The sequence below is a fragment of the Halorubrum saccharovorum DSM 1137 genome, assembly GCF_000337915.1.
Classification (GTDB): Archaea; Halobacteriota; Halobacteria; order Halobacteriales; family Haloferacaceae; genus Halorubrum; species Halorubrum saccharovorum.
Genome location: NZ_AOJE01000059.1, coordinates 1 through 26,549 on the forward strand (window position 1 = coordinate 1; position 26,549 = coordinate 26,549).

24 protein-coding genes and 1 pseudogene are annotated in these 26,549 nt (G+C 72.2%); 17 read left to right on the plus strand and 8 right to left on the minus strand.

The annotated features are described in order from the left end of the window. From C471_RS18290 to C471_RS10945, 3 genes and pseudogenes are all read right to left on the minus strand, one after another. A pseudogene (locus C471_RS18290) lies at window positions 1-115 on the minus strand (HpcH/HpaI aldolase/citrate lyase family protein); the annotation flags it as partial. Between the two features lie 193 nt (window positions 116-308). Beyond that, window positions 309-485, minus strand: a complete 177-nt coding sequence (locus tag C471_RS17720; protein WP_169332429.1) for a hypothetical protein — start codon at window positions 483-485, stop codon at window positions 309-311. Between the two features lie 75 nt (window positions 486-560). Beyond that, window positions 561-1,601 carry a zinc-dependent alcohol dehydrogenase family protein gene (locus C471_RS10945; protein WP_004049003.1) on the minus strand — a complete coding sequence of 347 codons (1,041 nt, stop codon included), beginning with the start codon at window positions 1,599-1,601 and terminating at the stop codon, window positions 561-563. A 119-nt stretch (window positions 1,602-1,720) separates the two neighbouring features. On the opposite strand from C471_RS10945, the gene C471_RS10950 reads away from it, so the two are divergent. Beyond that, window positions 1,721-3,175, plus strand: coding sequence for a lamin tail domain-containing protein (locus tag C471_RS10950; RefSeq protein ID WP_004049005.1), 1,455 nt, complete (start codon window positions 1,721-1,723; stop codon window positions 3,173-3,175). 11 nt (window positions 3,176-3,186) lie between these two features. Here C471_RS10950 and C471_RS10955 read toward each other — a convergent pair whose 3' ends face one another. After that, window positions 3,187-4,272, minus strand: a complete 1,086-nt coding sequence (locus C471_RS10955; RefSeq protein WP_049909312.1) for a sulfite exporter TauE/SafE family protein — start codon at window positions 4,270-4,272, stop codon at window positions 3,187-3,189. Window positions 4,273-4,544: 272 nt separating this feature from the next. On the opposite strand from C471_RS10955, the gene C471_RS10960 reads away from it, so the two are divergent. Together C471_RS10960 and C471_RS10965 are read left to right on the plus strand one after the other, a co-directional pair. Beyond that, window positions 4,545-6,869 (plus strand): type II/IV secretion system ATPase subunit, encoded by a 2,325-nt coding sequence (locus C471_RS10960; RefSeq protein WP_004049010.1) that lies wholly within the window; start codon window positions 4,545-4,547, stop codon window positions 6,867-6,869. Continuing rightward, window positions 6,866-8,860 (plus strand): type II secretion system F family protein, encoded by a 1,995-nt coding sequence (locus C471_RS10965; RefSeq protein WP_004049011.1) that lies wholly within the window; start codon window positions 6,866-6,868, stop codon window positions 8,858-8,860. The genes C471_RS10960 and C471_RS10965 overlap by 4 nt, the downstream gene beginning before the upstream one ends. A 69-nt stretch (window positions 8,861-8,929) precedes the next feature. Here the strand turns inward: C471_RS10965 and C471_RS10970 are convergent, their stop codons facing one another. Then, window positions 8,930-10,411 (minus strand): APC family permease, encoded by a 1,482-nt coding sequence (locus C471_RS10970; RefSeq protein ID WP_004049013.1) that lies wholly within the window; start codon window positions 10,409-10,411, stop codon window positions 8,930-8,932. Between the two features lie 209 nt (window positions 10,412-10,620). Between C471_RS10970 and C471_RS10975 the strand changes: the two genes are divergently transcribed. From C471_RS10975 to C471_RS11040, 14 genes are all read left to right on the plus strand, one after another. Then, window positions 10,621-11,286 (plus strand): potassium channel family protein, encoded by a 666-nt coding sequence (locus C471_RS10975; RefSeq protein WP_049909314.1) that lies wholly within the window; start codon window positions 10,621-10,623, stop codon window positions 11,284-11,286. Between the two features lie 74 nt (window positions 11,287-11,360). Then, window positions 11,361-11,591, plus strand: coding sequence for a DUF7860 family protein (locus tag C471_RS10980; protein WP_049909316.1), 231 nt, complete (start codon window positions 11,361-11,363; stop codon window positions 11,589-11,591). 197 nt (window positions 11,592-11,788) lie between these two features. Next, window positions 11,789-12,877 (plus strand): nicotinate-nucleotide--dimethylbenzimidazole phosphoribosyltransferase, encoded by a 1,089-nt coding sequence (locus C471_RS10985; RefSeq protein WP_004049018.1) that lies wholly within the window; start codon window positions 11,789-11,791, stop codon window positions 12,875-12,877. Next, a complete protein-coding gene (locus C471_RS10990; RefSeq protein ID WP_004049020.1) occupies window positions 12,874-14,181 on the plus strand; it encodes a cobyrinic acid a,c-diamide synthase in 1,308 nt (435 codons plus the stop codon). The genes C471_RS10985 and C471_RS10990 overlap by 4 nt, the downstream gene beginning before the upstream one ends. 5 nt (window positions 14,182-14,186) lie before the next feature. Then, a complete protein-coding gene (locus C471_RS10995) occupies window positions 14,187-15,242 on the plus strand; it encodes a CobD/CbiB family cobalamin biosynthesis protein (protein WP_049909317.1) in 1,056 nt (351 codons plus the stop codon). After that, window positions 15,233-16,021: an adenosylcobinamide-GDP ribazoletransferase gene (gene cobS / locus C471_RS11000; RefSeq protein ID WP_004049024.1), complete on the plus strand. Its 789-nt coding sequence runs from the start codon at window positions 15,233-15,235 to the stop codon at window positions 16,019-16,021. Before C471_RS10995 ends, cobS begins: the two co-directional genes overlap by 10 nt. Continuing rightward, window positions 16,021-16,695 (plus strand): GTP--adenosylcobinamide-phosphate guanylyltransferase, encoded by a 675-nt coding sequence (locus C471_RS11005; protein WP_049909318.1) that lies wholly within the window; start codon window positions 16,021-16,023, stop codon window positions 16,693-16,695. Before cobS ends, C471_RS11005 begins: the two co-directional genes overlap by 1 nt. Then, the gene (locus tag C471_RS11010) at window positions 16,692-17,765 is read left to right on the plus strand and encodes a pyridoxal phosphate-dependent aminotransferase (RefSeq protein ID WP_004049028.1); all 1,074 of its coding nucleotides are present in this window, start codon (window positions 16,692-16,694) and stop codon (window positions 17,763-17,765) included. The genes C471_RS11005 and C471_RS11010 overlap by 4 nt, the downstream gene beginning before the upstream one ends. Next, entirely contained in the window at window positions 17,758-18,510 is a 753-nt protein-coding gene (locus C471_RS11015) for an adenosylcobinamide amidohydrolase (protein ID WP_004049030.1), read from the plus strand. Before C471_RS11010 ends, C471_RS11015 begins: the two co-directional genes overlap by 8 nt. After that, a complete protein-coding gene (locus C471_RS11020) occupies window positions 18,507-19,247 on the plus strand; it encodes a cob(I)yrinic acid a,c-diamide adenosyltransferase (protein ID WP_004049032.1) in 741 nt (246 codons plus the stop codon). Before C471_RS11015 ends, C471_RS11020 begins: the two co-directional genes overlap by 4 nt. A 22-nt stretch (window positions 19,248-19,269) precedes the next feature. Beyond that, window positions 19,270-20,853, plus strand: coding sequence for a cobyric acid synthase (locus C471_RS11025; RefSeq protein WP_004049034.1), 1,584 nt, complete (start codon window positions 19,270-19,272; stop codon window positions 20,851-20,853). 99 nt (window positions 20,854-20,952) lie between these two features. Next, a complete protein-coding gene (locus tag C471_RS11030) occupies window positions 20,953-21,141 on the plus strand; it encodes a hypothetical protein (protein WP_004049035.1) in 189 nt (62 codons plus the stop codon). A gap of 74 nt (window positions 21,142-21,215) precedes the next feature. Further along, window positions 21,216-21,884 (plus strand): NADPH-dependent F420 reductase, encoded by a 669-nt coding sequence (gene npdG / locus C471_RS11035; RefSeq protein WP_004049037.1) that lies wholly within the window; start codon window positions 21,216-21,218, stop codon window positions 21,882-21,884. Between the two features lie 58 nt (window positions 21,885-21,942). Then, window positions 21,943-22,785: a polyprenyl synthetase family protein gene (locus C471_RS11040; RefSeq protein WP_004049039.1), complete on the plus strand. Its 843-nt coding sequence runs from the start codon at window positions 21,943-21,945 to the stop codon at window positions 22,783-22,785. Between the two features lie 62 nt (window positions 22,786-22,847). On the opposite strand, the gene C471_RS11045 is transcribed toward C471_RS11040, so the two are convergent. From C471_RS11045 to C471_RS11055, 3 genes are read right to left on the minus strand one after another with little or no spacing between them, the layout of a single operon-like run. Beyond that, on the minus strand, window positions 22,848-24,179 hold the full coding sequence (locus C471_RS11045; RefSeq protein ID WP_004049041.1) for an ABC transporter ATP-binding protein: 1,332 nt from the start codon (window positions 24,177-24,179) through the stop codon (window positions 22,848-22,850). Then, window positions 24,172-25,416, minus strand: a complete 1,245-nt coding sequence (locus C471_RS11050; RefSeq protein WP_004049043.1) for an ABC transporter ATP-binding protein — start codon at window positions 25,414-25,416, stop codon at window positions 24,172-24,174. Before C471_RS11050 ends, C471_RS11045 begins: the two co-directional genes overlap by 8 nt. Next, on the minus strand, window positions 25,413-26,432 hold the full coding sequence (locus C471_RS11055; protein ID WP_004049044.1) for an ABC transporter permease: 1,020 nt from the start codon (window positions 26,430-26,432) through the stop codon (window positions 25,413-25,415). Before C471_RS11055 ends, C471_RS11050 begins: the two co-directional genes overlap by 4 nt. Between the last annotated feature and the right edge of the window lie 117 nt (window positions 26,433-26,549).

Sequence of the window (26,549 nt, forward strand, 5' to 3'; positions counted from 1 at the left end):
AGTCCTCCAAGTCGAGAAACACCTCGTCGGCGTCGCTGTCGGCCGCCGAGTGCATCATCTTCTCGTCGCTCGCGGGCGTTGCAAGCTGCGTCCGGCGAAGGGTAACGTCCGTCATATAGCGAGTCTATCACGCTCGTCCATGAAAATAAAGATACCTCACGCGGGGGTATTTTCTCTGAAGCGGAACCGGGTGAAGACCCGGTGAGGGCCGCTCTGCGAGACCTCTCTCCCGATCGAACCGGAGTCACTCACCGCGAGTCGACCGCGAGAAATCGTCGGGGTTCGGGGCGGAACCGGCCCCGACCGCGTCAGTCGTCCGCCGGGGAACGCGGTTCGGCCGGGGGGTCGCGCTCCTCGGGCTCGCCCGCCGGATCGTCGACGGCCTCGGCGTCGGAGATCTCGTCGGGCCGTGCGTCCGCCTCCTCGGATCGGTGACGCTCTCGGAGCTCCTCGATCGAGCGCGCCTCGGAGTAGTGATGACACATGACCATTATTACCAATGACTTCCGGCAGATAAGGATTACGCCGAGAGCGGAGGGAAGCGGCCGAGACGGGCGTTTCTACGGCTTGACGAGCACCTTGATCGCTTCGCGCTCGTCCATCATGCGGTATCCCTCGGCGACCTCGTCGAGGCCGACGGTCTCGGTGAAGATCGGCGCCGGGTCGAGGGTGCCCTGAAGCACGTCGGCCATCAGCTCCTCGGCGTAGGCGCGCACCGGGGCGACGCCGCCCGCGAGCGTCACGTTGTCGCCGAACAGCCCGAACACGTCGAGTCCCTCGTCCTCGACCCCGTGGGGGACGCCGACGTAGCCGACGGTGCCGCCGGGGCGCACGACGTCGATCGCGGTGTTCATCGCGCTCGCGGCGCCGACGCACTCCATCACGTGGTTCGGTCCGCCGTGGGTGAGCTCGCGGACCCGCTCGACGGCGGCCTCGCCGCGCTCCGAGACGGTCTCCGTTGCGCCGAACTCCTCGGCGATCGCGAGCCGGTCCTCGTGGTGACCCACCGCGACGATCCGTTCGGCGCCGAGCCGGCGGGCCGCGAGCACGCCGCAGAGCCCGACCGCGCCGTCGCCGATCACCGCGACCGTCGACCCCGTCTCGACGCCCGCGCTGACGGCCGCGTGGTGGCCGGTTCCCATCACGTCCGTCAGCGGAAGCAGCGACCGGAGCGTGTCCTCGTCGTCCGCGAACCGGTCGGGAACCCGAACCAGCGTCCCGTCGGCGTGGGTCGACCGGACGTACTCGCCCTGACCGCCGCCGTTGTCGCCGCCCCACGAGTCGCCGTTCACGCAGGAGGTGTGGAGCCCCTTGCGGCAGAACTCGCACTCGCCGCAGGAGATGGCGAAGGGGGCGAGCACGCGGTCGCCGGGGGCGACAGAGGTGACCGCGTCGCCGACCGCCTCGACGATCCCCATCGGCTCGTGGCCGACCGGGGAGCCCTCGTCGCGGTCGCTGTCGCCGCGGTAGAACCACAGGTCGGAGCCGCAGACCGCGGTGTGAGTCACCCGGACGATCGCGTCGGTCGGAGCCTCGATCTCGGGACGGGGTCGCTCCTCGACGTCGATGTCGCCGGGGCCGTTGAAAATGGCTGCGCGCATGGGACCCGCTACCGGTGCGCGTCACAAAAGGTCGGCGTCGCTCCCGCGGGTGAGGCCAAATCCCACACCTACGTGCTTTGGCCGTCCTCCTTTTTCGATCCGAACGCAGCGCTTCGACCGTGAGTGATTCTACTGACGAGCCGGGGGCACGGTCGGAGTCTTCGGCGCGGGATGGCGACGCGAGCGGGGAGAACGAGTCGGGGCTCGGTCGCCGCGAGTTCGCGATCAGCGGCGGGGCCGTCGGCGTTCTCGCTCTCGGCGGCGCGGGTGCGTACCTGTCGATGGGTTCCGGATCGGGGGGAGCGGAGTCGCCGTTCCTCCTCCAGCAGGGCTATCTCCGGTACGAGGTCGATCCGATCTCGAAAGGCGAGATGAACGTCGAGCAGTTCTACGACTACACGGACACCTCCGCGAGCCCGGAGGGGGACATCGTTCAGACGGACGCCGCCTCGCGGATGTTCATCTACGACGGGCCGGTGAATTCCTCGCTGGTCTTCCTGCACGGGTCTACCGACGTTGATCACGGGGGAACGGCGGCCTTCTCGTTCTCGGGATTGAGCCGCGATCAGGGCGAGTGGGCGGTGCGCGACGACCCGATGAGCGTGAGCGACGACTTCGAGAAGTGGGACGGCGGCAACGCGAAGGTGAAGTGGGAGTGGGGCACGAACACGAGTGACGGCGGCGCGTTCTGGGGCGGGCTGGACCGCGAGGACTTCACGATCAGCGTGACCCCGAAAACTCTGCGAGGCGTCGACGCCTGGACGTTCGTCTCGGGCGAGTTGGGGAGCCTGATCCGACACGACCTGTTTCGGGAGAAGCCGGTGAAGATCAAGCCGACGAAGGGGAAGACGGTGAAGAAGGCGAACCTCGACATCATGCCGGACTCCGAGGTGGCCGAGTTCGACCCCTACTCGAACGAGTCGCTGACCGTGGCGGTGAAACGGCCACCGTCCGGCGTCGACGAGAGCGAGTGGGTCGCCCCCGACGAGCTCGACCCGGGGAACTACGCGGTGAACTTCGGTTCGAAGCGGTATCTCGCGGGACAGAACGCCGCTCAGCCCCAGTCGTATGCGATGGAGGGGGACTCGCTCCGCCTGCAGTACAAGGCGAAGGCGGCGAACTTCTCGCTCGATTCGGCGTACGGGTACCTCGTCTCGAAGGCGGGCGAGAAGACGTACGTGCGGGGCCGCGACGTCGTCAAACCGGGCGGGTTCGAGAACGCCGACAGAGAGGAGCCGCAGTTGGTCGTCTCGAACCTCCACGTCGACCCCGAGGGCGACGACAGGGAGAACCTCACCGAGGAGTACGTCGAGTTCCGAAACGACGGCGACGAGGAACTCGACCTCTCGGAGCACACCGTTCGCGACGAGACGGGCTGGGAGTTCCACCTGCCGAGCGAGTTCGTCCTGCAGGCGGGCGACGCGTTCCGCCTCCACACCGGGGCGGGCGAGTGGACCGAGACGGACCTCTACTGGGACGCGGGACAGCCGGTGTGGAACAACGACGGCGACACGGTCATCGTGCTGGACGAGAACGCGAACGAGGTCCTCGCGTACGACTACCCGCGAGAGTGACGGGAGAGCCGTCAGATCCCGCCGCCGGCCATCGCGAACAGCGCGACGGCGATGACCGCGAACAGCCCGCCCACGCCCAGCTTGATCGTCTCGGTGTTCAGCGCCGTCGAGACGTACGGCGCGATCTGGCCGCCGAGGGTGGTCGCCGGAACGGTCCAGACGACCATGTTCCACGGCGTCGTCGCCAGGTCCATCGTGTGGCCGCCGACTAGCCCACCGCCGAACACGTGCACGACGGACGCCAGCACGGCGGTGGTCGCGACGACGATGTGGTTGGTTCCGATCGCCACGCGGACCGGGACCTGCGTGCGGAGCATCGAGATGATCCCGAGTTCACCGATACCGAAGCCGGCGAGCCCCTGGAACACGCCGCCGACGCTGTAGTTGGCGAACCGTTCGAGGTAGCCGCCGCGCGAGTAGACGTAGTCGTCGCCGTCGCGGTCGACCCGAGTGACCGTGCCGGACTCGTCGGTGTCGACGCCCGCGGGACCGAGCTTGTTCGCGTCGTCCGGGAGGTCTCGGGGCGACCCGCCGTCCGCGGCGACTTCCTCACCGTCCCCGCTTCCCGTCGGCTCCCCGTGTCCCAGATCGGCTCGGAAGAGCAGATACGACGCCGCGATCAGGGCGATCCCCAACAGCGCGTGAAAGAGCGGTTCGGGGATGACGAAGGAGAGGAGCGCGCCGCCGACGACGAAGGGGACGCCGCCGAGCACGAGCGACAGCGAGAGCCGCCGGTCCACGAGCCCGTACTGGATGAACGCGAGCGACGAGCTCGACAGCCCGAACGACTCGCTGATGAGCCCGATCTTCACCAGCGTCGTCGGTTCCAGCGGGTACGCGACGAGCGGGAAGACGAAGATGAGGAACGGGACGAACAGCGCCGACCCGCTGATCCCGACGGTGTTGACGATGGTCGCGCCGATGCCGAACGCGACGAACAGCCACCAGTACTCGGTCCAGTAGCCGGCGCCGGCGTCGGCCGGCGTCGGCGCGAAGCTGTACACCCCCGCGACGAACAGGAGGGGGGCGAGGAACACGAAGACGTGCTGATACCGGAGAATGGTACGCTGCACGCCGCTCGACAGTGAAGCGCTCATTGAGTCGTGAAACGCGAGTTGCAGAGAGCGTCATAAATCGGTTTTCATATGTGAAAATTTGATCGAACTATAATTAACGTCTCTCGCGCTCGGGAGGCGGGTCGACAGCGCCAAATCAGACCGTTAGAACGAACGTTTTCGAATGCTGAAATTACGACGTTCTGACAGAAAAGAACCCTTAAACCGGGTCGCCGACCACCCGCCGATCGAACGATGACGCGGAGACTCGACGCCGACGCCGCGACGAACCGAGCGACGCGGGGAGTCGGGCCGTGAGCGACGGGCCGACTCTCCGAATCGTCGACGACGCGGACGACGACTCGGGCGGTGCGGTCCCAGCGCCGGTGCCGCCGGACGACCCCGAGGCGTGGTACGCGCCCGCGGTTCGCGCGCAGTACGAATCGGAGCCGGGGGTCGTCGCGACCGTCCGCGAGCGCGACGGCGGCCGGTTCGGCTACGACGTTCGCGAGCCCCCGTTGTCGGCGGCCGACGAGAGTGCGCTCGACCGCGTCCGCGACCACTTCTCGGGGGTTCGCCACCGCCGACCCCTCACGCGGGTCGGCGTGAACGAGCGCGCCGAGGCGGGGTTCGAGCCGAAGTACGAGCGCGCGCTCGACCGGCTGCTCGACGCCAGCGCGGCGGCGCGCCGCCGGATCGACTACCACGCGCTTCGGGATCTGCGGCTCCTCGGCGACGTGACGCCGCTCGCCTTAGACGACCGGATCGAGGTGGCCGACGTGGGCGACGAGCGCGAGCTGGTCGTCCACACCGAGACGTTCGCGCCCTTAGAGACCGGTATCGACGCCGACGCCGAGTACGTCGAGCGCGTCGCCGCCGAGCGGCTCGCCCGGTACGCGGTCGGCTTCGCCGGGCTCTCGGTCGAGGTGGTCGTCGCCCGCGAGCGACTGCTCGGCTCCGACGCGTTCGAGACGAAGTACGCCGTCCGCGAGCCCGACCTCCTCCCCGGCGACGAGGCACTGATCGAGGAGTGCAAACAGCGCATCTGGGAGACGACCGTCAACGGCGTCGTCGACGACCGCGAGGCCTTCGTCGCCGAGCACGCCCGCCGGTTCCTCTCGCGGCGACTCACCGCGCGCAACACCCGCGCGTGGCTCGGCGCGGCGGCTCACCGCGCCCGGTCCGCGCTGGCCGACCGCGGGCTCGCGGTCCCGCCGGTCGACTCCCGGTACGCCCACGACCGGCTCGACGACCTCGCGTACTACGTGCTCCGCGACTTCGTCGGGGAGGGGATCCTCACGGTCCCGATCCGCGACCCGAATTTGGAGGACGTGGAGGCGAACCGCGTCGGCGAGCGCGTGAAGGTGGTTCCGCGCGCCTCGATCCTGGAGGGGGGCGGGGAGGGTGGCGTCGGGGGCGCCGGGGGCCCCGCGGAGGCGGGGCGACGCGTCCCGACCAACCTCGCGTTCGACGACGAGACCGCGTTCGTCAACGTCGTCACCGGGCTGGCCGCCCGCGACGGCACCGAGCTCAACGCGTCGACGCCGTCGGCGAAGGTGAACCTCGACGTCGACGGCGTCGACGAGACGATCCGGTGTGCGGTGGCGCTCCCCGTCATCTCGGAGGGCGGCCCGCACGTCTCGATCCGCAAACAGAGCGCGGACGCCCTGACGCCCGTCGATCTGGTCGATCGGGGGACGCTCTCTCCCGATCTGGTCACGCTTTTGTGGCTCCTGTACGAGCACCGGGGGACTGTCCTCTTCGCCGGGCCGACCGGGGTGGGGAAGACGACCCTGCTAAATGCTCACACGCCTTTCATCCCGTTCGACGACCGCCCGGTGTCGATCGACGAGGGGTCCCGCGAGGTCCGGCTTCCGCACGAGACCGGGGTGTCGCTCACGACGCGCGATCACGAGGACGCGTACAAGGCCGTGAGCATGTCGGAGCTGATGGCCGAAGCGAACTACCTCAACCCCGACGTGGAGGTGATCGCCGAGATCAACACCCCCGCGAGCTTCGAGACGTTCGCGGAGACGCTGAACACGGGCCACGGCGTGATCGGCACCACTCACGCCGAGGACGTGGAGGCGCTCGTCAACCGCGTGATCGAGCGGGGGCTCCCCGCCTACCTCCTCCGCGAGGTCGACCTCGTCGTCTTCCCGCGGCAGGTCGACGGCGAGCGCTACGTCTCGCGGGCGGTCGAACTGCTCTCCGAGGCGGAGTACGAGACGCTCGACCCCGAGGCGACGCGCAGCCCGACGGGGAACCCCAAACACGGCGGCGCCGGCGTCGTCGACAAGGGGACCGAGAACGTGTACTACAACACGGTCGCGTGGCGCGACGCCGACGGCGGGTTCCGGTTCCCGGGCGCGCCCGAGAGTGGGGCGTTGACCGCGTCGACCGCGCCCGGTAACGGGCGTCGCCTCCACGCGCTCGCTCGCATCGCCGACCACACCGACCGCGACGTCGGCGCCGTCGAGTCCGAGTTCGCGTCCAAGCGCCGGTACGTCGAGTACCTCGTCCGCGAGGGGGTCGACGACTTCGACGCGCTGTTCGAGTTCCTCGCCGACCTCCGGACCGACGAGGCGGCGACCGTTGAGCGCGCCGCTCGAACCGCGGGCGGGGAGGGGCGGTCGTGAGCGAGACCTCACAGAGCGGACCCGACGCCGCGGGCGGCCGTCGCGCCCTCGACGCGGCCGAGAGCGACGGGTACACTCGGGCCGGCGGCTCCTCGGTGGTCGACCGCGTGCTGTACGCCCTGTTCGCGCGCCACGCGGGCGACCGCCGGCACGACGCAGACCGGAAGCGGTACCGCGGAACCGCGCTCGACACGGGGTTCGAGACGTACCTGTCGCGGGTGTACGGGCTCTCGTGGGCCGTCTGCGTCGCCGTCATCGTCCCGGCGCTGCTCGTCGCCGCGTCGACTGCTCCGGGTCTGCTCGCGGCGGTCGACGCTCGGTTCGGCGCTCGCTCGCCGGTTCCGATCGGATCGCTGTCTCCCGATCGCGCCGCCGTCGTCGCCGCCGGGATCGCCGGGTTCCTCGCGAAGCGCGCGACGGTGCGGCTCGGGGGACTCCACCTCCGGTGGCTCACGGCGACGCGCCGGACCGACATCGAGCGGACGCTCCCCCCCGCGGTCCGATACCTCGAACTGCTCGCCGCCGGGAGCGACGGTCCCCGAGAGATGGTCGAGAAGGCCGCCGCGAACGACGCGTACGGCGGGACCGCGGCCTCGCTGCGGAAGGCGCTCAACGCCGCGCGGCTCGCCGGAAGCCTCGACGAGGGGCTCCGACGGGTCGCCCGCGACACGCCCTCGCGGGAGCTGCTCGCCCCGTTCCTGCTGAAGTTCCGGAAGCACGCGGCCACCGGCGACGCGGCGCTCGCGGAGTACCTTCAGCGGGAGAGTCGGATGCTCGCGCACCGGCAGGACCGGGCCCGGAAGCGCGCCCGGCGATTCCTGGAGCTGCTCACGGAGCTGTTCGTCGTCGTGTTGGTGTTGCCGGCGCTGCTCGTCATCGCGGCGACCGCGCTCACCGTCGTCGTCCCGGAGCTGCTCCCGCCGGTCGACACCCCGGTCGGCGTGGTGCCGACGCGCGCGGTCGTCCTCTACGGCGCCGTCGCCTTCCTCGTCGCCATCGGCCTCGCCGGAGCGGTCGCGGTCGGCACGCTCCGCCCGCCGAACCAGCGCGCGAGCTACGACCTGCCGGCGACGCCGCGCGCGATCCTCGCCTCGGCCGGCCGCAATCCGGCCAGCGCCGCGGTCGTCTGCGCGCCGCCCGCGAGCCTGCTCGCGGTCGGACTCGCCGCCTCCGGCTACACCCTCGTCAACGTGGGGCTGCTCTCGTACGCCGCGTTCGCGGTCCCCGTCGGCGCCGTCGCGGGGAGACGGACCCGGATCGACGACGCGAAGGACCGGGAGCTGACGGACTTCGTCCACGCTGTCTCGGGCCACGTCGCGCAGGGGCGTCCCTTCCCCGCGGCGGTCGAGGCGGTCGGGCGGGACGCCGACCTCGGCGTGCTCAACGACGACGTGGCCGACCTCGCGTTCGCGCTCCGGTCGACGACCGCGACGGGGAACGCGGGGGGCGCGGAACGAAGGAAGGGCGCGGACGGTGCCGAAGCGCCGACCCCCGCGACCGACGTTCGCGAGGCCGCCATCGACCGGTTCGTCGACCGCGTCGGGACCCCGCTGGCCGAGGGGACGCTCGGGCTCGTCACCGACGCCCTCAACGCCGGGAGCGACGCCGACGCCGTCTTCGAGACGCTCCGGATCGAGGTCGGGCGGCTCTACAGCGAACAGCGCGCGCTCCGCTCGTCGATGCACCCGTACGTCGCGGTCGGCTGGGCGGCGGCCGCGCTGGTCGCGGCGGTCGTCGCCGTGGTCAACACGCAGGTGATCGACGCCGCGCGGCTCGCCGACCTCGCCGGCGCCACCGACCTCGTGACCGAGCCGGAGACGGTGCTCCCGGATCTCGAACGCTTCCGCCTGTACGTCGTCACGCAGGCGACGATGCTCGCGTCCGGGTGGTTCGCCGGCACCGCCTCCCGCGGGCGCTACGCGGCGCTGTTCCACTCCGGCGTGCTCGTGGCGATCTGCTACGCGGTGTTCACCGCGGGCGGGCTGGTGTGACCGGACCGCTCGCCGGCGGTCCCGCCGTCGATGCGTCTGCCGCCGGTTCGGTCCTCTCTCGCCGTCGGCTCAGTCCTCTCCCGCTCCGTCCGCGGTCGCCCGGTCGGTCGACGCTTCGGCCTCCTCGGCGGCTCGTCGCGCTCGGAGCCTGTTCAGCGCGACGTACGTCACCGCGCCCGCACCGACCCACCCGACGCTGAGCAGGAGCGCGAGCGGGTCCGTTCGGACGAGAAACCGGATCAGCACGACGGCGAGTATCCCGTTCAACGCGATCGCCAGTATCGGCGGGATCGGGTAGTACGGGATCTCGTACGGGCGGTTCATGCTCGGTCGTTCCCGGCGGAGCCTGATCACCGCGACGTTGACGATGATGAACGACAGCAGGAAGAAGAGGCTCGACATGTTCCCCGCGCTCTGCGTGGGCAGCACGACGGACCCGAGCATGACGACCGCGCTGAGCAGCACCGCGACGAACGGCGTGCCGAACCGGTGATGGATCCGCCCGATCGACGGCAGCAACTGGCCCTCTCGGCCCATCGAGAAGGCGACGCGCGACGAGGCGATCACCACCGCGTTGAGCGCGGTGATAGTCGAGAACACCGCCCCGAAGACGATGAGCGCGCCGCCGTTCCGGATGAGGGGAACGCCGGTCGGCATAAAGGAGGTCGCCGCCGTCGCGATGCCGGCCTCGCCGGCGGCGGCGAGCTCCGAGGCGCCGAGCGTTCCGATCGCCACCGTCACGACCAGGAGGTAGACGACGACGGTGGCGGCCAAGCTGACAAAGATGGCTTTCGGGATGTTCTCGCGCGGGTTCTCGACCTCCTCGGTGACGGTCGTGATGAGGTCGTACCCCTCGAACGCGATGAACGTCAGGCCCATGGCGGGGAGGATGCTGAACGCGCCGCCCCCCTCCGGAAACAGCGGGTCGAAGTTCTGGAACGTGAAACTGGTCTCGCCGCCGCCGCCCGCCGAGAGGAAGCCGAACGCGACGAACACGACGAGGATGGACACCTTCACGAGCGTGAACACCGTCTCGGCGCTCCCGCTCGCGGCGGTCGACGCCGCGTTCATCGCCACGAGCCCGGCGACCGCCAGGAACGCGAGGAGGAACTTCGCCGGGACGCCCACGCCGAGCAGCGGGAGGACCACCGCGCCCACCTGACCGGGCGGGGCCACCACGCCGTACACGTGGAGCAGTTCGAGGAAGTTCGGCGCGAAGCCGAGCGCGTACAGCGCGCCGGCGATCATGTACGCGAACCAGAGCATCCATCCCATGATGAACGAGCCGAAGTCGTCGAATATCTCCCGCACGAACGCGTATCCGCCGCCGCTCTTCGGGATCGCGGACGCGAGCTCCGCGTACGAGAGCCCGGTAAACGCGGTGACGACCCCGTTCAGCAGGAAGACGAGCAGCGCTGCGGGCCCGGATATCTCGGCCGCGAGGCCGGTGAGGACGAAGATCCCCGCGCCGATCATCGCGCCCATCCCGATCATCGTCGCGTCCAGCAGGCCCAGTTCGGCCTCCGGTTTCCGCTGATCGTGGCTGCTCATGCGTTCGTGATCCGGGGTTCGCGTCCGAGGGCGGTCATGCGAAGGCTATCTCAATTGCCGCGACCGTACCCACATTAATCTGGTCCCGCCAGCGCGCACGTTTCGTCGGGGCGATCCGTCGTTTCGTCGCTCCGCCGGTTCGCCGGTTCGCCGCTCCGACGGTTCGGCCGGGCGTAACCTACAATTGGCTGCGCACAGAAGTCCGGCGAGTGAGCGCGGACTTACGAGTCGTGATCGTCGGCGGTCACCACGTCGGGTATCACGCCGCGCGCCAGCTCTCCGAGCGCGGTCACGACGTGGTCGTCGTCGAGAAGGACCCCGAGCGAGTGGCGTTCCTGAGCGACCAGTACGACGCGACCGTCATTCACGGCGACGGCGGCCGGCGATCGGTCCTGCAACAGGCGGGGCTCGACCGGAGCGACGTCATCGCGGCGCTCACCGGCTACGGCGCGATGACGAACATCGGCATCTGCGCGATGGCGACGGAGATCGAACCCGACATCGGGACCGTCGCGCGGATCGACCACGGCGACCGGGACGAGTACGACGGGCTCGTCGACCGGGTCGTCTATCCGGAGGAGCTGGCGGCGCACGCGGCGACCAACGAGATCCTCCACGTCGCCGGCGGCGGCGTCCAGACGATCGAGGAGGTGACGGGGGATCTCGCGCTGCTCGAACTCACCGTGGCGGGCGACGCGCCGGTCGCCGACCGCGAACTCCGCGACGTCGCGTTCCCGCGCGGGTCGGTCGTCGTCGCCGGACGCGACAGCAACCAACTCCCGGGGCCGGAGATGGTGTTGGAACCCGGCTACCGGTATCTGGTCGCCGTCAGGGCCGGTATCAGCGACGAGGTCGTTCGGCTGTTCCGGGGCTGACGGCCGGTCGTTCGCGGTGGTATGAACCCGTCCGAACGGCAACCCTTATGCGATTCTCCGAGCGATCCTCGCGCATGGCTGGCCGATACGGCAACCTCGACTATCCGACGATCACCAAACGCGGCGTCCTGCTCGGGCTCGGACTGTTCCTGATCGGGGCCGTCGGCGAGGCGTACATCCACATGACGGGCGCGCAGGTGCCCGGCTGGGAGGAGCGGCTCCTGCTCGATCTGGAGTTCCTCGGCACCGCGATCGCGCTCGTCACGCCGTTCGTCTTCGGGATCTTCCTCCCCCTCACCGAGTAGGGCGCGGTTCGAATTCGCGCATCGACGGGTAGCGACGGCGTTCGCGACGGGCCCGTTCGCGACGGGTCGGGTCCCGATCGATTAAAGTCGACTTGTGCTAATCAACCGCTAGTGGTTGTCATCGACCGGGCGGGCGACGGACGCGATCGACCGGCCCAGAAACTCGACCGATCGGGGCGGCGAGCCGGGGGCGTCGCGTGACGGACGTGACCCTCGCGGTCGTCGCTGGAACGACCGCGACCGCCGCGATCGACGGGATCAGCGCCGCGGGCGCCGACCCAGAACTGCGGGAACACACCCCGAGCGCCGACCTCGAGATCGTCGCCGACGGGCGTCCCGCTCCCGACTCGGCCGTCCCGGTCAGCCCCTCCGGCTGCCCGACTCCGGCGGTCGTCACCCGCGCCGTGCGCGAACTCGTCGGGTTCGAGTTCGTCGGGATCGACGCCGGCCTCGCGGTCCCGACGGCGCCGACGGGGGCGCCGGTCCTCGACGCGGGCGCCGCGCCCGGCGGCGACGTGCGAGATCCGGAGCCCGTCCCGGACGCGGCGGCGATTTTCGAGCGGGCGCGGGGGATGGTGCCGGCAGCGGTGGAGGGGCGGTCGGACGCGCCCGACGGCGGCGATATCGACGCCGACGACCGCGACCTCCTCGTCGCCGAGACGATCCCCGGCGGCACGACGACCGCGCTCGGCGTTCTCACCGCGCTCGGCGAGCGCCCGGCGGTCTCCTCGTCGCTGCCGGCGAACCCCCTTCGGACCAAGCGCGCGGTCGTCGAGGAGGGGCTGGCCGCCGGCGGACTCGCCGCCGGCGACGCCGCGGGCGACCCGCTCGACGCGCTCCGACTGATGGGCGACCCCGTCCTCGCCGCGGCCGCCGGCCTCGTGGTCGGCGCGGTCGAACGCGGCGTGCCGGTGACGCTCGCGGGCGGGACCCAACTGGCGGCGGTCGCCGCGCTCGCGCGACACGCGGGCGTCGAGCGCCGGCTCCCGCTCGCGACGACCTCGTTCGTCGCCGACGACCCTTCCGCCGACGTGAGCGCGCTCGCGGACGACCTCGGGCTGACGCTCGCCGCGACCGACCCGGCGTTCGGCGAGAGCGACCACTCGGCGATGGCGGCGTACGCCCGCGGCGAGGCGAAGGAGGGCGTCGGGATGGGTGGCGCGCTGGCCCTCTCCGAGCGCGCCGGCGTCCCCGCGGGCGACGTGCGCGACCGCGTGGCCGCGCTCACCGACCGCCTGCTGGCCGAGCGGGAGGCGGGAGGCGCGACGGGAGGCGCTCCCCGATGAGGGGGATCGTGCTCGCCGGCACCGCTTCCGGGGTCGGCAAGACGGTCGCGACGCTCGCGGCGATCCGGGCGCTCGACGGCGCCGGCCACGCGGTCCAGCCGGCGAAGGCCGGACCAGATTTCATCGACCCGAGCCACCACGAGCGCGTGGCGGGGCGCCCCTCGCGCACGCTGGACCTGTGGTTACAGGGCGAGGACGGGCTCCGCCGGAACTACGCCCGCGGCGAGGGCGACGTCTGCGTCGTCGAGGGCGTGATGGGGCTGTACGACGGCGACGGGTCGAGCACCGCCGCGGTCGCCGAGGCGCTCGGCCTCCCGGTCGTGCTCGTGGTCGACGCCAGCGCCGGCATGGAGAGCGTCGCCGCGACCGCGCTCGGGTTCCGCGCCTACGCCGACAAAATCGGTCGCGACATCGACGTGGCCGGCGTGATCGCCCAGCGCGCGCACGGCGGGCGCCACGCCGACGGGATCCGGGAGGCGCTCCCGGACGAGATCGCGTACTTCGGTCGGATCCCGCCGAACGACGACCTAGAAGTTCCCGACCGCCACCTCGGGCTCCACATGGGTGACGAGTCGCCCCTGCCCGACGACGCACTCGACGCGGCCGCGGAGGGGCTCCGGGTCGACCGGCTCGTCGACCTCGCGCGGGAGCCGGCGGGCGCACCGGACCCACCGCAAGCGGTCGCGCCGACCGCCGACCGCCCGCGCGTCGCGGTCGCCCGCGACGACGCCTTCCGGTTCGCGTACCCGGCGACGGTCGAGCGCCTGCGCGAGCGGGCGACCGTCGAACCGTTCGCTCCGGTCGCGGGCGACCCGCTCCCGCCCTGCGACGGCGTCTACCTCCCCGGCGGCTACCCAGAGCTTCACGCCGCGGAACTGGCGGCGAGCCCGGCGCTCGACGATATCGCGAGCGCGGCCGCCGAGGGGACTCCCGTGCTCGGCGAGTGCGGGGGGCTGATGGCGCTCGCGGAGTCGCTGACGACCGCCGAGGGCGAGACGCACGCGATGGCGGGCGTCCTCCCGGCCGACGTGCGCATGCGCGACCGGTACCAGGCGCTCGATCACGTCGAACTGCGGGCGACGCGGGACGCGCCGACGGCGTCGGCGGGCGCGACCCTGCGCGGCCACGAGTTCCACTACTCGACCGCCGACGCCGCGAGCGACGCCCGGTTCGCCTTCGACGTGGAGCGCGGGACCGGGATCGACGGCGACCGCGACGGGCTGATCGAACACCGAACGCTCGGAACGTACTGTCACGTCCACCCGGAGAGCGGGGCGTTCGACGCGTTCCTCGACGGGCTGTGACCGCGATGGCGATCGGTTCACCTCTCGGCGCGGCGCTCGCCCCCCTCGCCGCGCTGACGATCGCGGTCGCGCTCGATCTGGCGCTCGCGGAGCCGCCGGCGCGGGTCCACCCCGTCGCGCTGTTCGGGTCGATCGTGGGGCGATTCGACCGGTCGTGGTCGCGCCCGCGTCCCGTCGGCGTCGCGGTCGCGGTCGCGCTCCCGCTCGCCGCCGCGGCGGTCGCGGGCGGGGTCGTCGCGGTTGCGGGCGCGACGAGCGCGCGGGTCTCCCCCGCCATCCCCGTCCTCGTCGCCGGCGCGCTCCTCTTTTCCACCGTCAGCCTCCGGCTGCTGCTGGCGACGACCGCCGAGGTCGTCGGGCTGACTGAGACGGACCCGGACGCGGCACGGGAGTCGCTCCGGGCGCTCGCGGGCCGGGACGCGACTGACCTCTCGCCGGCCGACCTCCGGAGCGCGGCCATCGAGAGCGCGGCCGAGAACCTCGCAGACGGGTTCGTCGCCACCCTCTGCGGGTTCGCGCTGGGGGCGACGCTCGGGCTGGCGGTCGGTCCGACGGCCGGGGCCGCTGTCGGCGGGTCCGGGACCGCCCTCCCGCTCGCCGCGGGCGTCGCCGGCGCGGTCTGGGTGAAGGCCGTCAACACGCTCGACTCGATGCTCGGCTACCGCTCGAAGCCGGTCGGGTGGGCGAGCGCCCGCCTCGACGACGCCGTCATGTTCGTTCCGGCCCGCGCGACCGCGGGCTGTCTCGCGCTCGCGGCCGGATCCCTCGGCGCGCTCCGCCGAGGCGCCTCGTGGGCGCGGGAGCCGAGGTCGCCGAACTCCGGGTGGCCGATGGCGACCGCTGCGGCCGCGCTCGACGCGCGACTGGAGAAGCCCGGTCACTACGTCCTCAACCCGGACGCGAGCCCGCCGAGCGTCACCGACGCGACGCGCGCGGTCCGGCTCGTCGGCGCCGCCGGCGGGGTCGCGGTCGTCCTCGCGGCGGGATGGCTGGCGGCGGTCGGCTGGGCGCTGTCGCGCGGTTGGCTCCCGACCCCTGCGGGGGTGGTCGGATGGTCTTGACCGCGCTCCGCGGGGCGATCGGCTTCCTCACTCGGATCCCGATCGGTCGCGACGAGGCGGCGTGGGGGGCGTTCGCGCGCTCGCCGTGGACGTTCCCGGTCGTCGGGTACCTCGTCGGCGGGCTGGTCGCTGCCCCGCTGCTGCTCGCCTCGCCCCCGGCGTCGGTCCCCTCCCCAACGGCCGCGCTCGGGTTCGTCCTCGCCGTCTACGCCGTCACCGGGATCGGTCACCTCGACGGCGTGGCCGACCTCGGCGACGCGGCCGCCGTTCACGGGGACCGCGAGGAGCGCCGGCGCGTGCTGAAGGACTCCCGACTCGGTGTCGGCGGGACCGTCGCGCTCGCGTTGGTCGTGCTCGGGCTGGCGACCGCCGCGCTCGCGGTGGTCGAGGTCGCGGCGACCGCGGGGAGCGGCGGCGTCTCCCTCGCCGCGCTCGGGATCGTCGTCGCCGCGGAGGTCGGCGCGAAGGCCGCGACCGCGGCGCTCGTCTGCGTCGGCGACGCGCCCCACGAGGGGCTCGGCTCGGCGCTCACCGACGAGTCAGCTCCCGGCTCGGCGCTCCCCGTCATCGCGCTGGCAGCGCCTGCCGCGCTGCTCGCGTGGCCGCGGGTGCTTCCCGGCGTCGCGGCGCTCCTCGCCGCGCTGGCGACGGCGGCGCTCGTCGCGCGGTGGGCCCGACGCCGGCTCGGCGGGATCTCCGGCGACGCGCTCGGTGCGACCACCGAGATCGCGCGGGTCGCCGCGCTGCACGCGGGGGTGATCGCGTGGACGCGCTTCTGATGTGCGGCGGCCGCGGCACCCGCCTCGGCGGCGGGACGGAGAAGCCGCTCCGCGAGGTCGCGGGCCGGCCGATGGTCGACCGCGTGCTCGACGCGCTCGCCGAGAGCCGGGTCGAGACGATCCACGCGGTCGTCTCCCCGCACGCGACGCGGACGCGAGCACACCTCGCGGCGCGAGCGAGCGAGTCGGCGTCGCCGTCGGTCGTCGAGGCGCCCGGAAACGGCTACGTCGCCGACCTGCAGCACGCGATGGAGGCGATCGGCGCGGACGGGCGACCTCGCTTGACCGTCGCCGCCGATCTCCCGCTGCTCGACGGCGCGGCGGTGAACGCGGTCCTCGACGCGGCCCGCGCCGTCGACGGCGACTCGCTCACCGTCTGCGTGCCCGCGGCCCGCAAGCGCGAACTCGGCGTCAGCGCGGACGCGACGACCGAGATCGACGGCCGCGAGGTCGTCCCCGCCGGGATCAACGTCGTCGGCGGCCGGGCGGGCGACGGCGGGAACGGCACGGGGGACGACGCTGACGGCTCCGCGGACGACGCGGACGACGCCGGCGAGGGCGCGGTCCACCTCACCGACGACGCCCGAATCGCCGTCAACGTCAACTACCCGTCGGACGTGCGGACCGCAGAGCGACTGCTGGCGGACGATTCAACACACCACACCGACCGATGAACCTCGACACCGCGCTCGGCCTCGACCGCGAACCGCACGGCAGCAGCGACGACCCCGACCTGCTCGACTTCTCGGCGAACACCAACCCCGAGGTCCCGCCGGGCGTCGAGGAGGTGTACCGCGAGGCGTTCGCCGACGCGCGGTCGTACCCCGCGGAGCCGCCGGCGGCGTTCCGCGAGGCCGCAGCCGACTACGTCGACTGCGACCCCGAGGCGGTCGTGCCGACGCCGGGCGGGCTCGCCGCGATCAGGCTCACGATCGGGCTCGCGGTCGACGCGGGGGACACCGCCCTGCTCCCGGCGCCGAGCTTCGGCGAGTACGCCCGGGAGGTGCGACTGCAGGGCGGCGAGCCCGCCTTCGTCCCGGCCGACGCGGTCCTCGACGCCGACCCGGCAGACCACGCGCTCGCGGTCGTCTGCGCCCCGAACAACCCCACGGGGACCGACTACGAGCGGGCCGCACTGGAGCGGTTCGCGGCGCGGTGCCGCGCGGCCGACACCCCTCTGCTCGTCGACGAGGCGTTCCGCGGGTTCACCGACCGCCCCTCGATCGCGGGGACCGAGGGCGTCGTCGTCGCGCGGTCGCTGACGAAGCTGTTCGGGCTCCCCGGGATCCGGACGGGGTTCGCGGTCGCGACGGGCGAATTCGGCGCGGCGCTGGAGCGCGCCCGTCGCCCGTGGAACGCGAGCGTCCCGGCGCTTACGACCGGCGCGTACTGCATGCGACAAGACGCGTTCGTCCGAGAGACCCGCGAGCGCGTCCGAGCGGAGCGGTCGCGGATGGCGACGGCCCTCGCAGAGCGGTACGACGTGGTCCCCTCCGAGGCGCCGTTCCTGCTGCTCGACGTGGGAGAGGCGGCGGGCGGCCGCTCCGTCGAGCGGGTGGTCGCGGACGCCCGGGACCGCGGCGTCGCGGTCCGGGACGCGACCACCTTCCGCGGGCTCGACTCGCACGTCCGGGTGGCGGTGCGCCGGCCCGCCGAGAACGACCGCCTGCTCGCGGCGCTGGGCGTGAGGGACGGCGCGAGGGGTGACGCGGGGGCGACCGACGCGGGGAACGACGATGTTTGACGCCACGGTGCGCGAGGGCGTGCTCCGCCTGCGCCGCCCCGAGACGCGCTGGCTCTCGACCGGCTGGGACGGGGGACGATCGCGGGGCGGAACCGCCTACAACGTCTCGGTGCCGGAGGGATTCGACCGGACCGACCTCGGCGCGTACCGGGAGGAGCGGCTGGCGCGGGCGGGGTTCGCCGACGACGGAGACCCGCCGACCCTGTTCACCGGCGTCTCGATGGCCCACGCCCGCGGCGCGCGCCGCGGCCCGGTCGTCGCGTACGCGACCGCCGGCCTGTCGAATCCGGCGATGCTACCGGTGGATCCGACGGGAACGGCGAACGACGACGCCGGCTCCTCCGAGCCTGACGCCGAGGCGCCGGTCGAGGCGCCGACCGGAGAGCCGGCTCGGCGACCCGGCACGGTCAACCTGATCCTCGGGACGACCCGCCGGCTCGCGGACGGCGCGGCGGCGAACCTCGTCGCGGTCGCGGCCGAGGCGAAGGCGGCGACGCTGCTCGCGACGGCGGGCGTGCCGGGGACGACGAGCGACGCCGTGGTCGTCGGCGACGACCCGACCGGGGAGCCGGCGGCGTTCTCGGGCAGCGCCACCCCGGTCGGCGCGGCGGCCCGCGTCTGCGTCCGGGACGCGGTCCGCGCGAGCCTGCGGTCGCGGTACCCGGACGGCGAGTACCCCGGCCCGACGGCCGACGCCGAACACGGCGTCGTCGCCGACGATCGGGCGGAGGTTTTTGAGCTATGACACACGACGACACTGACACCGACGGCGACGAAGACGCACCGACGGACGAAGTATCGGCCGAAAGCGGCGAGAACACGGCCGCCCGCACTCCCGGCGGTGGCGCCGCCCCCGAACCGGAGCCGATCGAGTCGGCCGCGCCCGAGGAGTTCGGGCTCGTGCAGGCGTGGTGGGGCGACGGCAAGGGGAAGACCACGGCCGCGATGGGGATGGGGTTCCGGGCCGCGGGCCACGGCTACCGCGTCCACATGCTCCAGTTCATGAAGGGCGGCGCCGACAGCGTCGAGGGCGTCAGGGGGGAGTACAACGCAATCGCCGCCATGCCGGGCTTCTCCTACGAGAACGCCGGGCACTACGGCTGGCACGGCCTCCTCGACGGCTCCGCGGACGACGAGCACGAGGCGAAGGCGAGCGCGGCGTTCGAGCGCGCGGAGGAACTCGTCGCGGGCGCCGCCGACGCGGACCTGACCGAACCCCTCCCGCTCGACGGCGACCCCGACGAGGGGGTCCACATGCTGATCTTGGACGAAGTGCTGTACGCCGCCGACCGCGGGCTCGTCGACCCCGAGGCGATCGTCGCGCTCGCGGCGTCGAAGCCCGAGAACCTCGAACTCGTCCTCACCGGGAGCCACGACGAGCCCGACTACCTCGACGGCGTCGCCGACCTGATCACGAACGTCCGGAAGGATGCCCACCCGTTCGACGCGGGCCACCGCGCCCGGCGGGGGACGGAGTACTGAGCGTGCCCCGAGGGTGCCCCCCGTGACCGACACCGACGCCGACACCGTCCTGATCGCCGGCACCGCGAGCCACGTCGGCAAGAGCACGCTCGCGGCCGGGCTCTGTCGGCTGCTCGCGCGCCGGGGCGTCTCGGTCGCGCCGTTCAAGGCGCAGAACATGAGCAACAACGCCCGCGTCGCGCTCGCGCCCGACGGCGAGTGGGGCGAGATCGGCGTCTCCCAGCACGTGCAGGCGCGCGCCGCCGAGGTCCCGGCGACGACCGACATGAACCCCGTCCTGCTCAAGCCGCGCGGCGACGGCGAGAGCCAGCTGGTGATCGACGGCGCGGCGGACGACCACGTCGCGGCCGGCGAGTACTACGAGTCGCACTGGGACCGGGCGCGTGACGCGGCGGTCGCGGCCCACCGCCGGCTGGCGGGCGACTACGACGTGGTCGTCGCGGAGGGGGCGGGGAGCATCGCCGAGATCAACCTCCACGACCGCGACCTCGCGAACGTCGAGTGCGCGCGCTTCGCCGACGCCGCGATCCTGATCGCGGTCGACATCGAGCGCGGCGGCGCCTTCGCGAGCCTCTACGGCACCCTCGAACTCCTCCCCGACGACGTGCGCGACCGCGTCGCCGGCGCGGTCATCACCAAGTTCCGCGGCGACGGCTCCCTCCTCGAGCCCGGTGTCGCGGAGATCGAGGAACGGACGGGGGTTCCGATCGTCGGCGTCGTCCCCCACGACGACCCCGGGCTCCCGGCGGAGGACAGCCTCTCGCTGCCGGACGCGGCGGAAACCGGCGGCGGAGGCGCGGGCGGCGGGGGCCCCGGGCGCGGCGGAGCCGTCCTCGGTGCGGACGACGGCGTCCCCGAGGAGTCCGCGGTCCGGGTCGCGGTCCCGCGGCTCCCGCGCATCTCGAACTTCACCGACCTGGAGCCGCTCGCTCGCGAACCGGGCGTCCGGGTGGCGTACGTCCCGCTCGACGCCTCCGCTGCTTCCCCCCTCGCCGACGCCGACGCGGTCGTCCTCCCCGGCTCGAAGAACACGGTCGACGACCTGCTCGCGCTGCGCGAGGTGGGCCTCGACGACGCGATCCGCCGCTTCCAGGGACCGATCGCCGGGATCTGCGGCGGCTACCAGATCCTCGGCGAGCGGATCACGGGCGCGGACATCGAGGGAACCGGTGGGGTGACCGAGGTCGAGGGCGTCGGCGTGCTCCCGGTCGAGACCCGCTTCTCGCCCGAGAAGCGCGTCGAGCGCGTGACCCGGTCCGTCGAGGGCGTCGGCCCGCTGACGGGTGCGGACGGGAGCGCGTCCGGCTACGAGATCCACATGGGTCGGTCGTCGCCGATCGGAGAGGTCCCCCGGCCGCTGGGTCCGGAGAGCGCGGCGACGGACCGCGCGCTCGGGACCTACCTCCACGGGCTCTTCGAGAACGAGGCGGTCCGCGACGCCTTCGCGGCGACCGTCTTCGAGGCGGCGGGCGCGTCGAGGCCCACGGAACCGTCTCAGTCGGACGAAAGCGCGCCGGACGACGGTCGGTCTCCCTACGACCGCGCCGCCGACCTCGTCGCCGAGCACGTCGACCTCGCGGCCGCGGGGCTCGACGGCTTTGGGTGACCGGGCCGGACCGCGGCGATCGAACGCGCGGTCCGACCGCGGCGGGGTCGCGACCGGACGGTCGGTATCTATTTTTTCCGCGAGACCCTTGCGCCGCGTATGGTCTCCCGCGAGAACGCGGTCATCGGGACGTGTATCGCCCTCACGGTCGCCCTCGCCCTCGTCGTCGAATCGCTGAACCTTGCGTACCCGGGATGGGTGCCCCTCGCGCTGTTCCTCGGCGGCGGGGTCGTCGTGCCGCTGGCGATAAACGGGGCGCTCGATCGGCGCGAGGCGGCGGCGGAGTAGCCGAGGTCCGTTGGAACCCCGGCGAGGACGTCCGGTCGCGCAACCCCTAAGACGCGAGCGATGCGACTGATCGTATGAAAATCGCGATACTCGGCGGCACGGGCGACATCGGACAGGGCCTCGCGCTCCGGCTCGCCGCCGACACTCCCCACCAGGTCACCATCGGCTCGCGCGACGCGGAGCGGGCGGCGACCAAGGCCGAGGAGTACACCACCGAACTCGACAGCCGCGGCCTCGACGCCGCGGTGACCGGCGCCGAGAACGAGGCCGCCGCCGCCGCGGCCACGGTCGTCGTGCTCGCGATCCCGCCCTACCACGTCGGCGACACCGTCGAGTCGATCGCCGACGCGCTCGACGAGGGCGACGTGCTCGTCTCCCCCGCGACCGGCATGAAACGCGACGACGAGGGGTTCCACTACCACAGGCCCGGCGCGGGCTCGGTGACGCGGATCGCGGCGGACGCGGCGCCCGACGGAGTCGACGTCGTGGGGGCGTTCCACAACCTCGCGGCCGACCGCCTCGCGAACCTCGACGCCGACCTCGGGATCGACACGCTCGTGATCGGCGACGACGGGGACGCCAAGCGGACGGTCGTCGACCTCGCCGAGGGGATCGAGGGGCTTCGCGCGCTCGACGCCGGCGGCGTCGCCAACGCCCCGGAGATCGAGGCGCTCACGCCGCTTCTGATCAACGTCGCCCAGCACAACGACGGGCTCCACGACCTCGGGATCGAGTTCAAGTGATCCGAGGCCGGCGGTCGTTCCGTTAGGCCTTTGCGCGACCGGTCCCTCCGGGCGATAGATGGAGTACCTGGAGCGCCGGGTCGCGCTGGTCGAGGACCGGCTGGAGGCCGTCATCGACGAGGTCGAGCCCGACGAGCTGTCCGAGGAGGTCGGCCACGTCGTCCTCGCCGGCGGCAAGCGGGTCCGACCCGCCGTGACGATCCTCGCCTGCGAGGCGTTCGACGGCGACCCCGACGCGGCCGTCGACTTCGCGGCCGGGATCGAGTTCGTCCACAACGCGTCGCTCGTGATCGACGACATCATCGACCGCTCCGAGGTGCGCCGCGGCACGCCGTCGGCGTGGGCCGAGTACGGCTACGGCCCGGCGATCATCGCCAGCGACGGACTCCTCGGCGAGGCGTTCGCGCTGTTCTCCGCCGAGCCCCGCGCGATGCGGACTGTCGCCGAGGCGCTCGTCGAGCTCGGGGAGGGCGAGGCCACCGAGCTGGCCGCCCGCCCCACCACCGAGGCCGAGTACATGGAGCTCGCGCGCCGGAAGACCGGCGCGTTGTTCCGGGCGGCGGCCGAACTGGGCGCGATCGCCGGCGGCGCCGACCCCGGCGCGGTCGACTCGTTCGGCGAGTACGCCGAGCGCGTCGGCGTCGCCTTCCAGATGCGCGACGACGTGCTCGACGCGACCGCGGACGCCGACGACCTCGGCAAGCCGACCGGGCAGGACGCGGAGATGGACCGCCCCTCGGTCCTGCAGGTCACGTCGCTGTCGCCCGAGGAGATCGACGAGCGCGCCCGCGAGCAGTCCGAACTCGCCTTAGCCGCGCTGGACGACGCCGACCCGCCGGAGACGGAGGCGATCGAGTACCTCCGCGACCTCGCGGAGTTCGTCGTCGTGCGGGAGCGGTAGGGAACGAGGGCGACTCGCACCGGTCCCGCTTTTGGTTCGACTCGGCGGAAACGCGCGCGGAGCTACCGCGACGACGCCCCGGCCTCCGGAGCCTCGTAGTCCGCTTCCCACTCCTCGCGGGCCGTCTCCACGTCCTCCGGCTGTTCGTTCAGCAGGCACGCGGAGGGGTGCTCCCCCGCGGGCAACCCGGGATCGATCGCCTCGCAGGGCGACCGGTACCGCTCTCGCAGCGTCGCCGCGGCGGTCTCGCGGTCGCCGTCGGCGAGCGCGCGGATCGCCTCGCTGACCGTCTCCTCCTCGGCGTCCGGGAGCTCCGTGTCGAACGCCTCCTCGCGGAGCGAGTCGACGAACGCCTCCCGGTCCTCCCGGTCGGGATCGCCGACCTGTTCCCACCGCAGGTCCACGTCGATGTCGCCGTTCTCGATCCGGGTCCTGAACTCACTGATCCCGCGGAACGTCGCCTGCGGCAGGTCCAGCCCCGGCGGTTGGATCAGCTCCGGACACCGCGTCCGGAACGAACACCCCGAGGGCGGGTTCCGCGGAGAGGGCACGTCGCCGCGGATCGTCTCGACGGTGCGGTCCCGCTCGTCGGTGTCCGCCCGCGGGACCGACTCCAACAGCGCCTTCGTGTACGGGTGTTTCGGGTCTTCGAATATCTCCTCGGTGGGACCGATCTCGACGATCTCGCCGAGGTACATGACGGCGACCCGGTCGGAGATGTGGCGCACCACCGAGAGGTCGTGCGCGATGAACAGGTACGTCAGGTCGCGTTCCGCCTGCATGTCGGCCAGCAGGTTCAGCACCTGCGCCTGCACGCTCACGTCGAGCGCGGAGACCGGCTCGTCGAGGACGATGAACTCCGGGTCGATGGCGAGCGCGCGGGCGAACCCGATGCGCTGGCGCTGCCCCCCGGAGAACTCGTGGGGGTACCGGTCGATCTGGTCGGCGGAGAGTCCGACCTCATCAAGGAGGGTCTCGGCGCGCTCGCGGCGCTCCCCGGAGGTTCCCACGCCGTGTATCGCGAGCGGCTCCGTGATGATCTCGCCGGCGGTCATCCGCGGGTCCAGACTGGAGAACGGGTCCTGGAACATCACCTGCGCCCGCCGCCTGAACGCGTTCATGTCGGTGCCCGAGAGATCGAAGACGGGATCGCCGTCGAACGTCACGGAGCCGCCGGTGGGCTCGCGGAGGCGCATCAGCGTCTCCGCGAGCGTCGACTTCCCGCAGCCGGACTCGCCGACGACGCCGAGCGTCTCGCCCTCGCGGACCTCGAAGGAGACGCCGTCGACCGCCCGCACCGCCTCCCGCTCCGCGCCGGTCAGCCGGTCTAACAGCGTGTCGTTCTCGTAGTAGTACTTCTCGAGGTCGTCGACGGTGACGAGGGGATCAGTCATCGCTCACCTCCGCGTCGGAGGCGATCGACCCATCGGCCGCGGTCGATCCGTCGTTCGCGGCCGTCCCGTCGTCGGTCGCTCTCGCGAACCGCTCGTCGGGGACCGCGTCGGCCTCGCTGTACTCGCGCTCGGCGAGGACGCAGCGGGCGCGGTGGCCGTCGCTCACCTCGTACTCCGGCGGTCGCGTGAGACAGTCTGTCATGGCTTTCGGACAGCGGTCGGCGAAGTAACAGCGGTCGGGCATGTTCGCGTCGACGAGGTCCGGCACGTTGCCCGCGATGGGTTCGAGCCGCTCGCCCGGCTGATCGATGTCCGGCACCGACCCCAACAGCCCCTTCGTGTACGGGTGGACCGGGTCGTCGAACACGTCTCGCAGAGTTCCGCGCTCGACCACCTCGCCGGCGTACATGACGCTCACCCGGTCGGCGACGCGGGCGATGACGCCCAGGTTGTGGGTGATGAGCACGACGCTCATCTCCATGGTCTCCTGTAAGTCGGCGAGCAGGTCGAGGATCTGCGCCTGGATGGTCACGTCCAGCGCGGTCGTCGGCTCGTCGGCGACCAAGAGATCCGGGTCGCCGGCGAGCGCCTGCGCGATCATCGCACGCTGGAGCATGCCGCCGGAGAACTGGTGCGGGTACTCCTCGGCGCGCTCGGCCGGATCGGGGATGCCGACGCGTTCGAGCAGCTCGACCGCGCGGTCCCAGCTCTCCTCGGACGTGTACGAGCGGTTGGGGAGGACGCCGTCGAGGAGCATCTGCCCCAGCCCGTACCCCTGCGTCCGCGACCGGGTCGAGCGCGGGTTCGCGCTCGCGCGGCGCTGCACCTCGGCCGCCTCGGCGATCTGTTCGCCGACGGTGATCGAGGGGTTGAAGCTGCTCATCGGGTCTTGGAAGATCATGCTGAACGCGGAGCCGCGGAGCGACCGGCGCTCCGCCTCGGAGAGGCGGCGGAGGTCGACGAAGTCGCCGTCGACCGCCTCGGGGCGATCGCCCTCGACCCGCTCCGCGAGGTCGGCGTTGTTGTACCAGATCTCCCCGCTCGTGATCTTCCCCGGCGACTCGACGAGGTCGATGAGCGAGAGCCCGGTGACGGACTTCCCGCTGCCGGACTCGCCGACGACGCCGAGGACGGAGCCGGCCTCCACCGTGAACGAGACGTTCTCGACCGCGTTGATCTGCCCCTCCTCGGTGAAGAAACGCGTCGAGAGGTCCCGGACGCGAAGCAGGTCGGTCACGGCGCACCCCCCTGTCCCTCGATGCCCGGATCGAGCGCGTCGCGCAGCCAGTCGCCGATCAGGTTGATCCCGACGACGGCGGCGACGATGGCCAGCCCGGGGACGGTGGCGATCCACCACGACGACGAGAGGTAGTCCCGGCCCTGCGCGATGTCGAAGCCCCACGAGAGCTGCGCCCCCGAGAAGCCGAGGAACGACAGCGAGGACTCGAGCAGGATGATCGCGGCGACCTGGATCGTCGCGAGCACTAAGATCGGCGTCAGGCTGTTCGGAAGCACGTGTCTGAGGATCACGTGCAGGTCGCTTCCGCCCATCGATCTCGCCGCCTTCACGTACTCCTGATCGCGGACGGACAGCGCCTCGCCGCGCGCGACGCGGGCGAACCACACCCAGTTCACGAGCGCGACGACGGCGATCACGGTCCCCGGCAACACGATGTCGCTCGGCATCTCCGACGACGCGATCCCGAGCTCGACCAGCGGGTCGGGAATGCGAAGCGACGCCTGCCCCCACAGCCCGATGAGCGCGATCGCGAGCACGAGCGACGGGAACGCTAACATTACGTCGGCGAACCGCATCAGCGCGTCGTCGATCCGGCCGCCGTAGTAGCCGGCCGTGATACCGACGGTGACGCCGAGCACGACGGCGATCGAGGTCCCGAACAGGCCGACCAGAAGCGACGTGCGCGCGCCGAACATCGTCCGCGAGAGCACGTCGCGGCCGAGCGAGTCGGTTCCGAGCGGGTGAGCGACCGTGGTGTTGACGACGACCTCCTCCTCGACGATCTGCACCTCGCCGTCGACCATCTGCGAGGTCGTCTGATTCTCCGTCGCCGTGAATCCGAGCGGCGGAATGTTCGCGTTGTCGAGGTCCTGCTCCGTCGGGTCGTGGGGCGCCAAGAGCGGAGCGAACACCGCGGTAAAGAGGATCACTGCGAGGATCGCAATCCCGAGCTTCGCGAGGAGGCTCCGCGAGAGCTCGCTCCGGAGGTTCCGGAGCGTCCGGGGAGAGATCACCGGCCGGTCACCCCCGGAGCCGTCTCGGGAGACGCCCCGCGCGCCGCCCCGGTCGTTCGAGGCTCAACCGTGTGACACGTCACACCGCCTGAGAGAACGGAGAGAGTTCGGTTCGTC

Coding starts and splice junctions, on each gene's coding strand:
- C471_RS17720 (WP_169332429.1), bottom strand. CDS start 485: ATGTGTCATCACTACTCCGAGGCGCGCTCGATCGAGGAGCTCCGAGAG.
- C471_RS10945 (WP_004049003.1), bottom strand. CDS start 1,601: ATGCGCGCAGCCATTTTCAACGGCCCCGGCGACATCGACGTCGAGGAG.
- C471_RS10955 (WP_049909312.1), bottom strand. CDS start 4,272: ATGAGCGCTTCACTGTCGAGCGGCGTGCAGCGTACCATTCTCCGGTAT.
- C471_RS10970 (WP_004049013.1), bottom strand. CDS start 10,411: ATGAGCAGCCACGATCAGCGGAAACCGGAGGCCGAACTGGGCCTGCTG.
- C471_RS10980 (WP_049909316.1), top strand. CDS start 11,361: ATGGCTGGCCGATACGGCAACCTCGACTATCCGACGATCACCAAACGC.
- C471_RS10990 (WP_004049020.1), top strand. CDS start 12,874: ATGAGGGGGATCGTGCTCGCCGGCACCGCTTCCGGGGTCGGCAAGACG.
- C471_RS10995 (WP_049909317.1), top strand. CDS start 14,187: ATGGCGATCGGTTCACCTCTCGGCGCGGCGCTCGCCCCCCTCGCCGCG.
- cobS (WP_004049024.1), top strand. CDS start 15,233: ATGGTCTTGACCGCGCTCCGCGGGGCGATCGGCTTCCTCACTCGGATC.
- C471_RS11005 (WP_049909318.1), top strand. CDS start 16,021: ATGTGCGGCGGCCGCGGCACCCGCCTCGGCGGCGGGACGGAGAAGCCG.
- C471_RS11010 (WP_004049028.1), top strand. CDS start 16,692: ATGAACCTCGACACCGCGCTCGGCCTCGACCGCGAACCGCACGGCAGC.
- C471_RS11015 (WP_004049030.1), top strand. CDS start 17,758: ATGTTTGACGCCACGGTGCGCGAGGGCGTGCTCCGCCTGCGCCGCCCC.
- C471_RS11020 (WP_004049032.1), top strand. CDS start 18,507: ATGACACACGACGACACTGACACCGACGGCGACGAAGACGCACCGACG.
- C471_RS11030 (WP_004049035.1), top strand. CDS start 20,953: ATGGTCTCCCGCGAGAACGCGGTCATCGGGACGTGTATCGCCCTCACG.
- npdG (WP_004049037.1), top strand. CDS start 21,216: ATGAAAATCGCGATACTCGGCGGCACGGGCGACATCGGACAGGGCCTC.
- C471_RS11040 (WP_004049039.1), top strand. CDS start 21,943: ATGGAGTACCTGGAGCGCCGGGTCGCGCTGGTCGAGGACCGGCTGGAG.
- C471_RS11045 (WP_004049041.1), bottom strand. CDS start 24,179: ATGACTGATCCCCTCGTCACCGTCGACGACCTCGAGAAGTACTACTAC.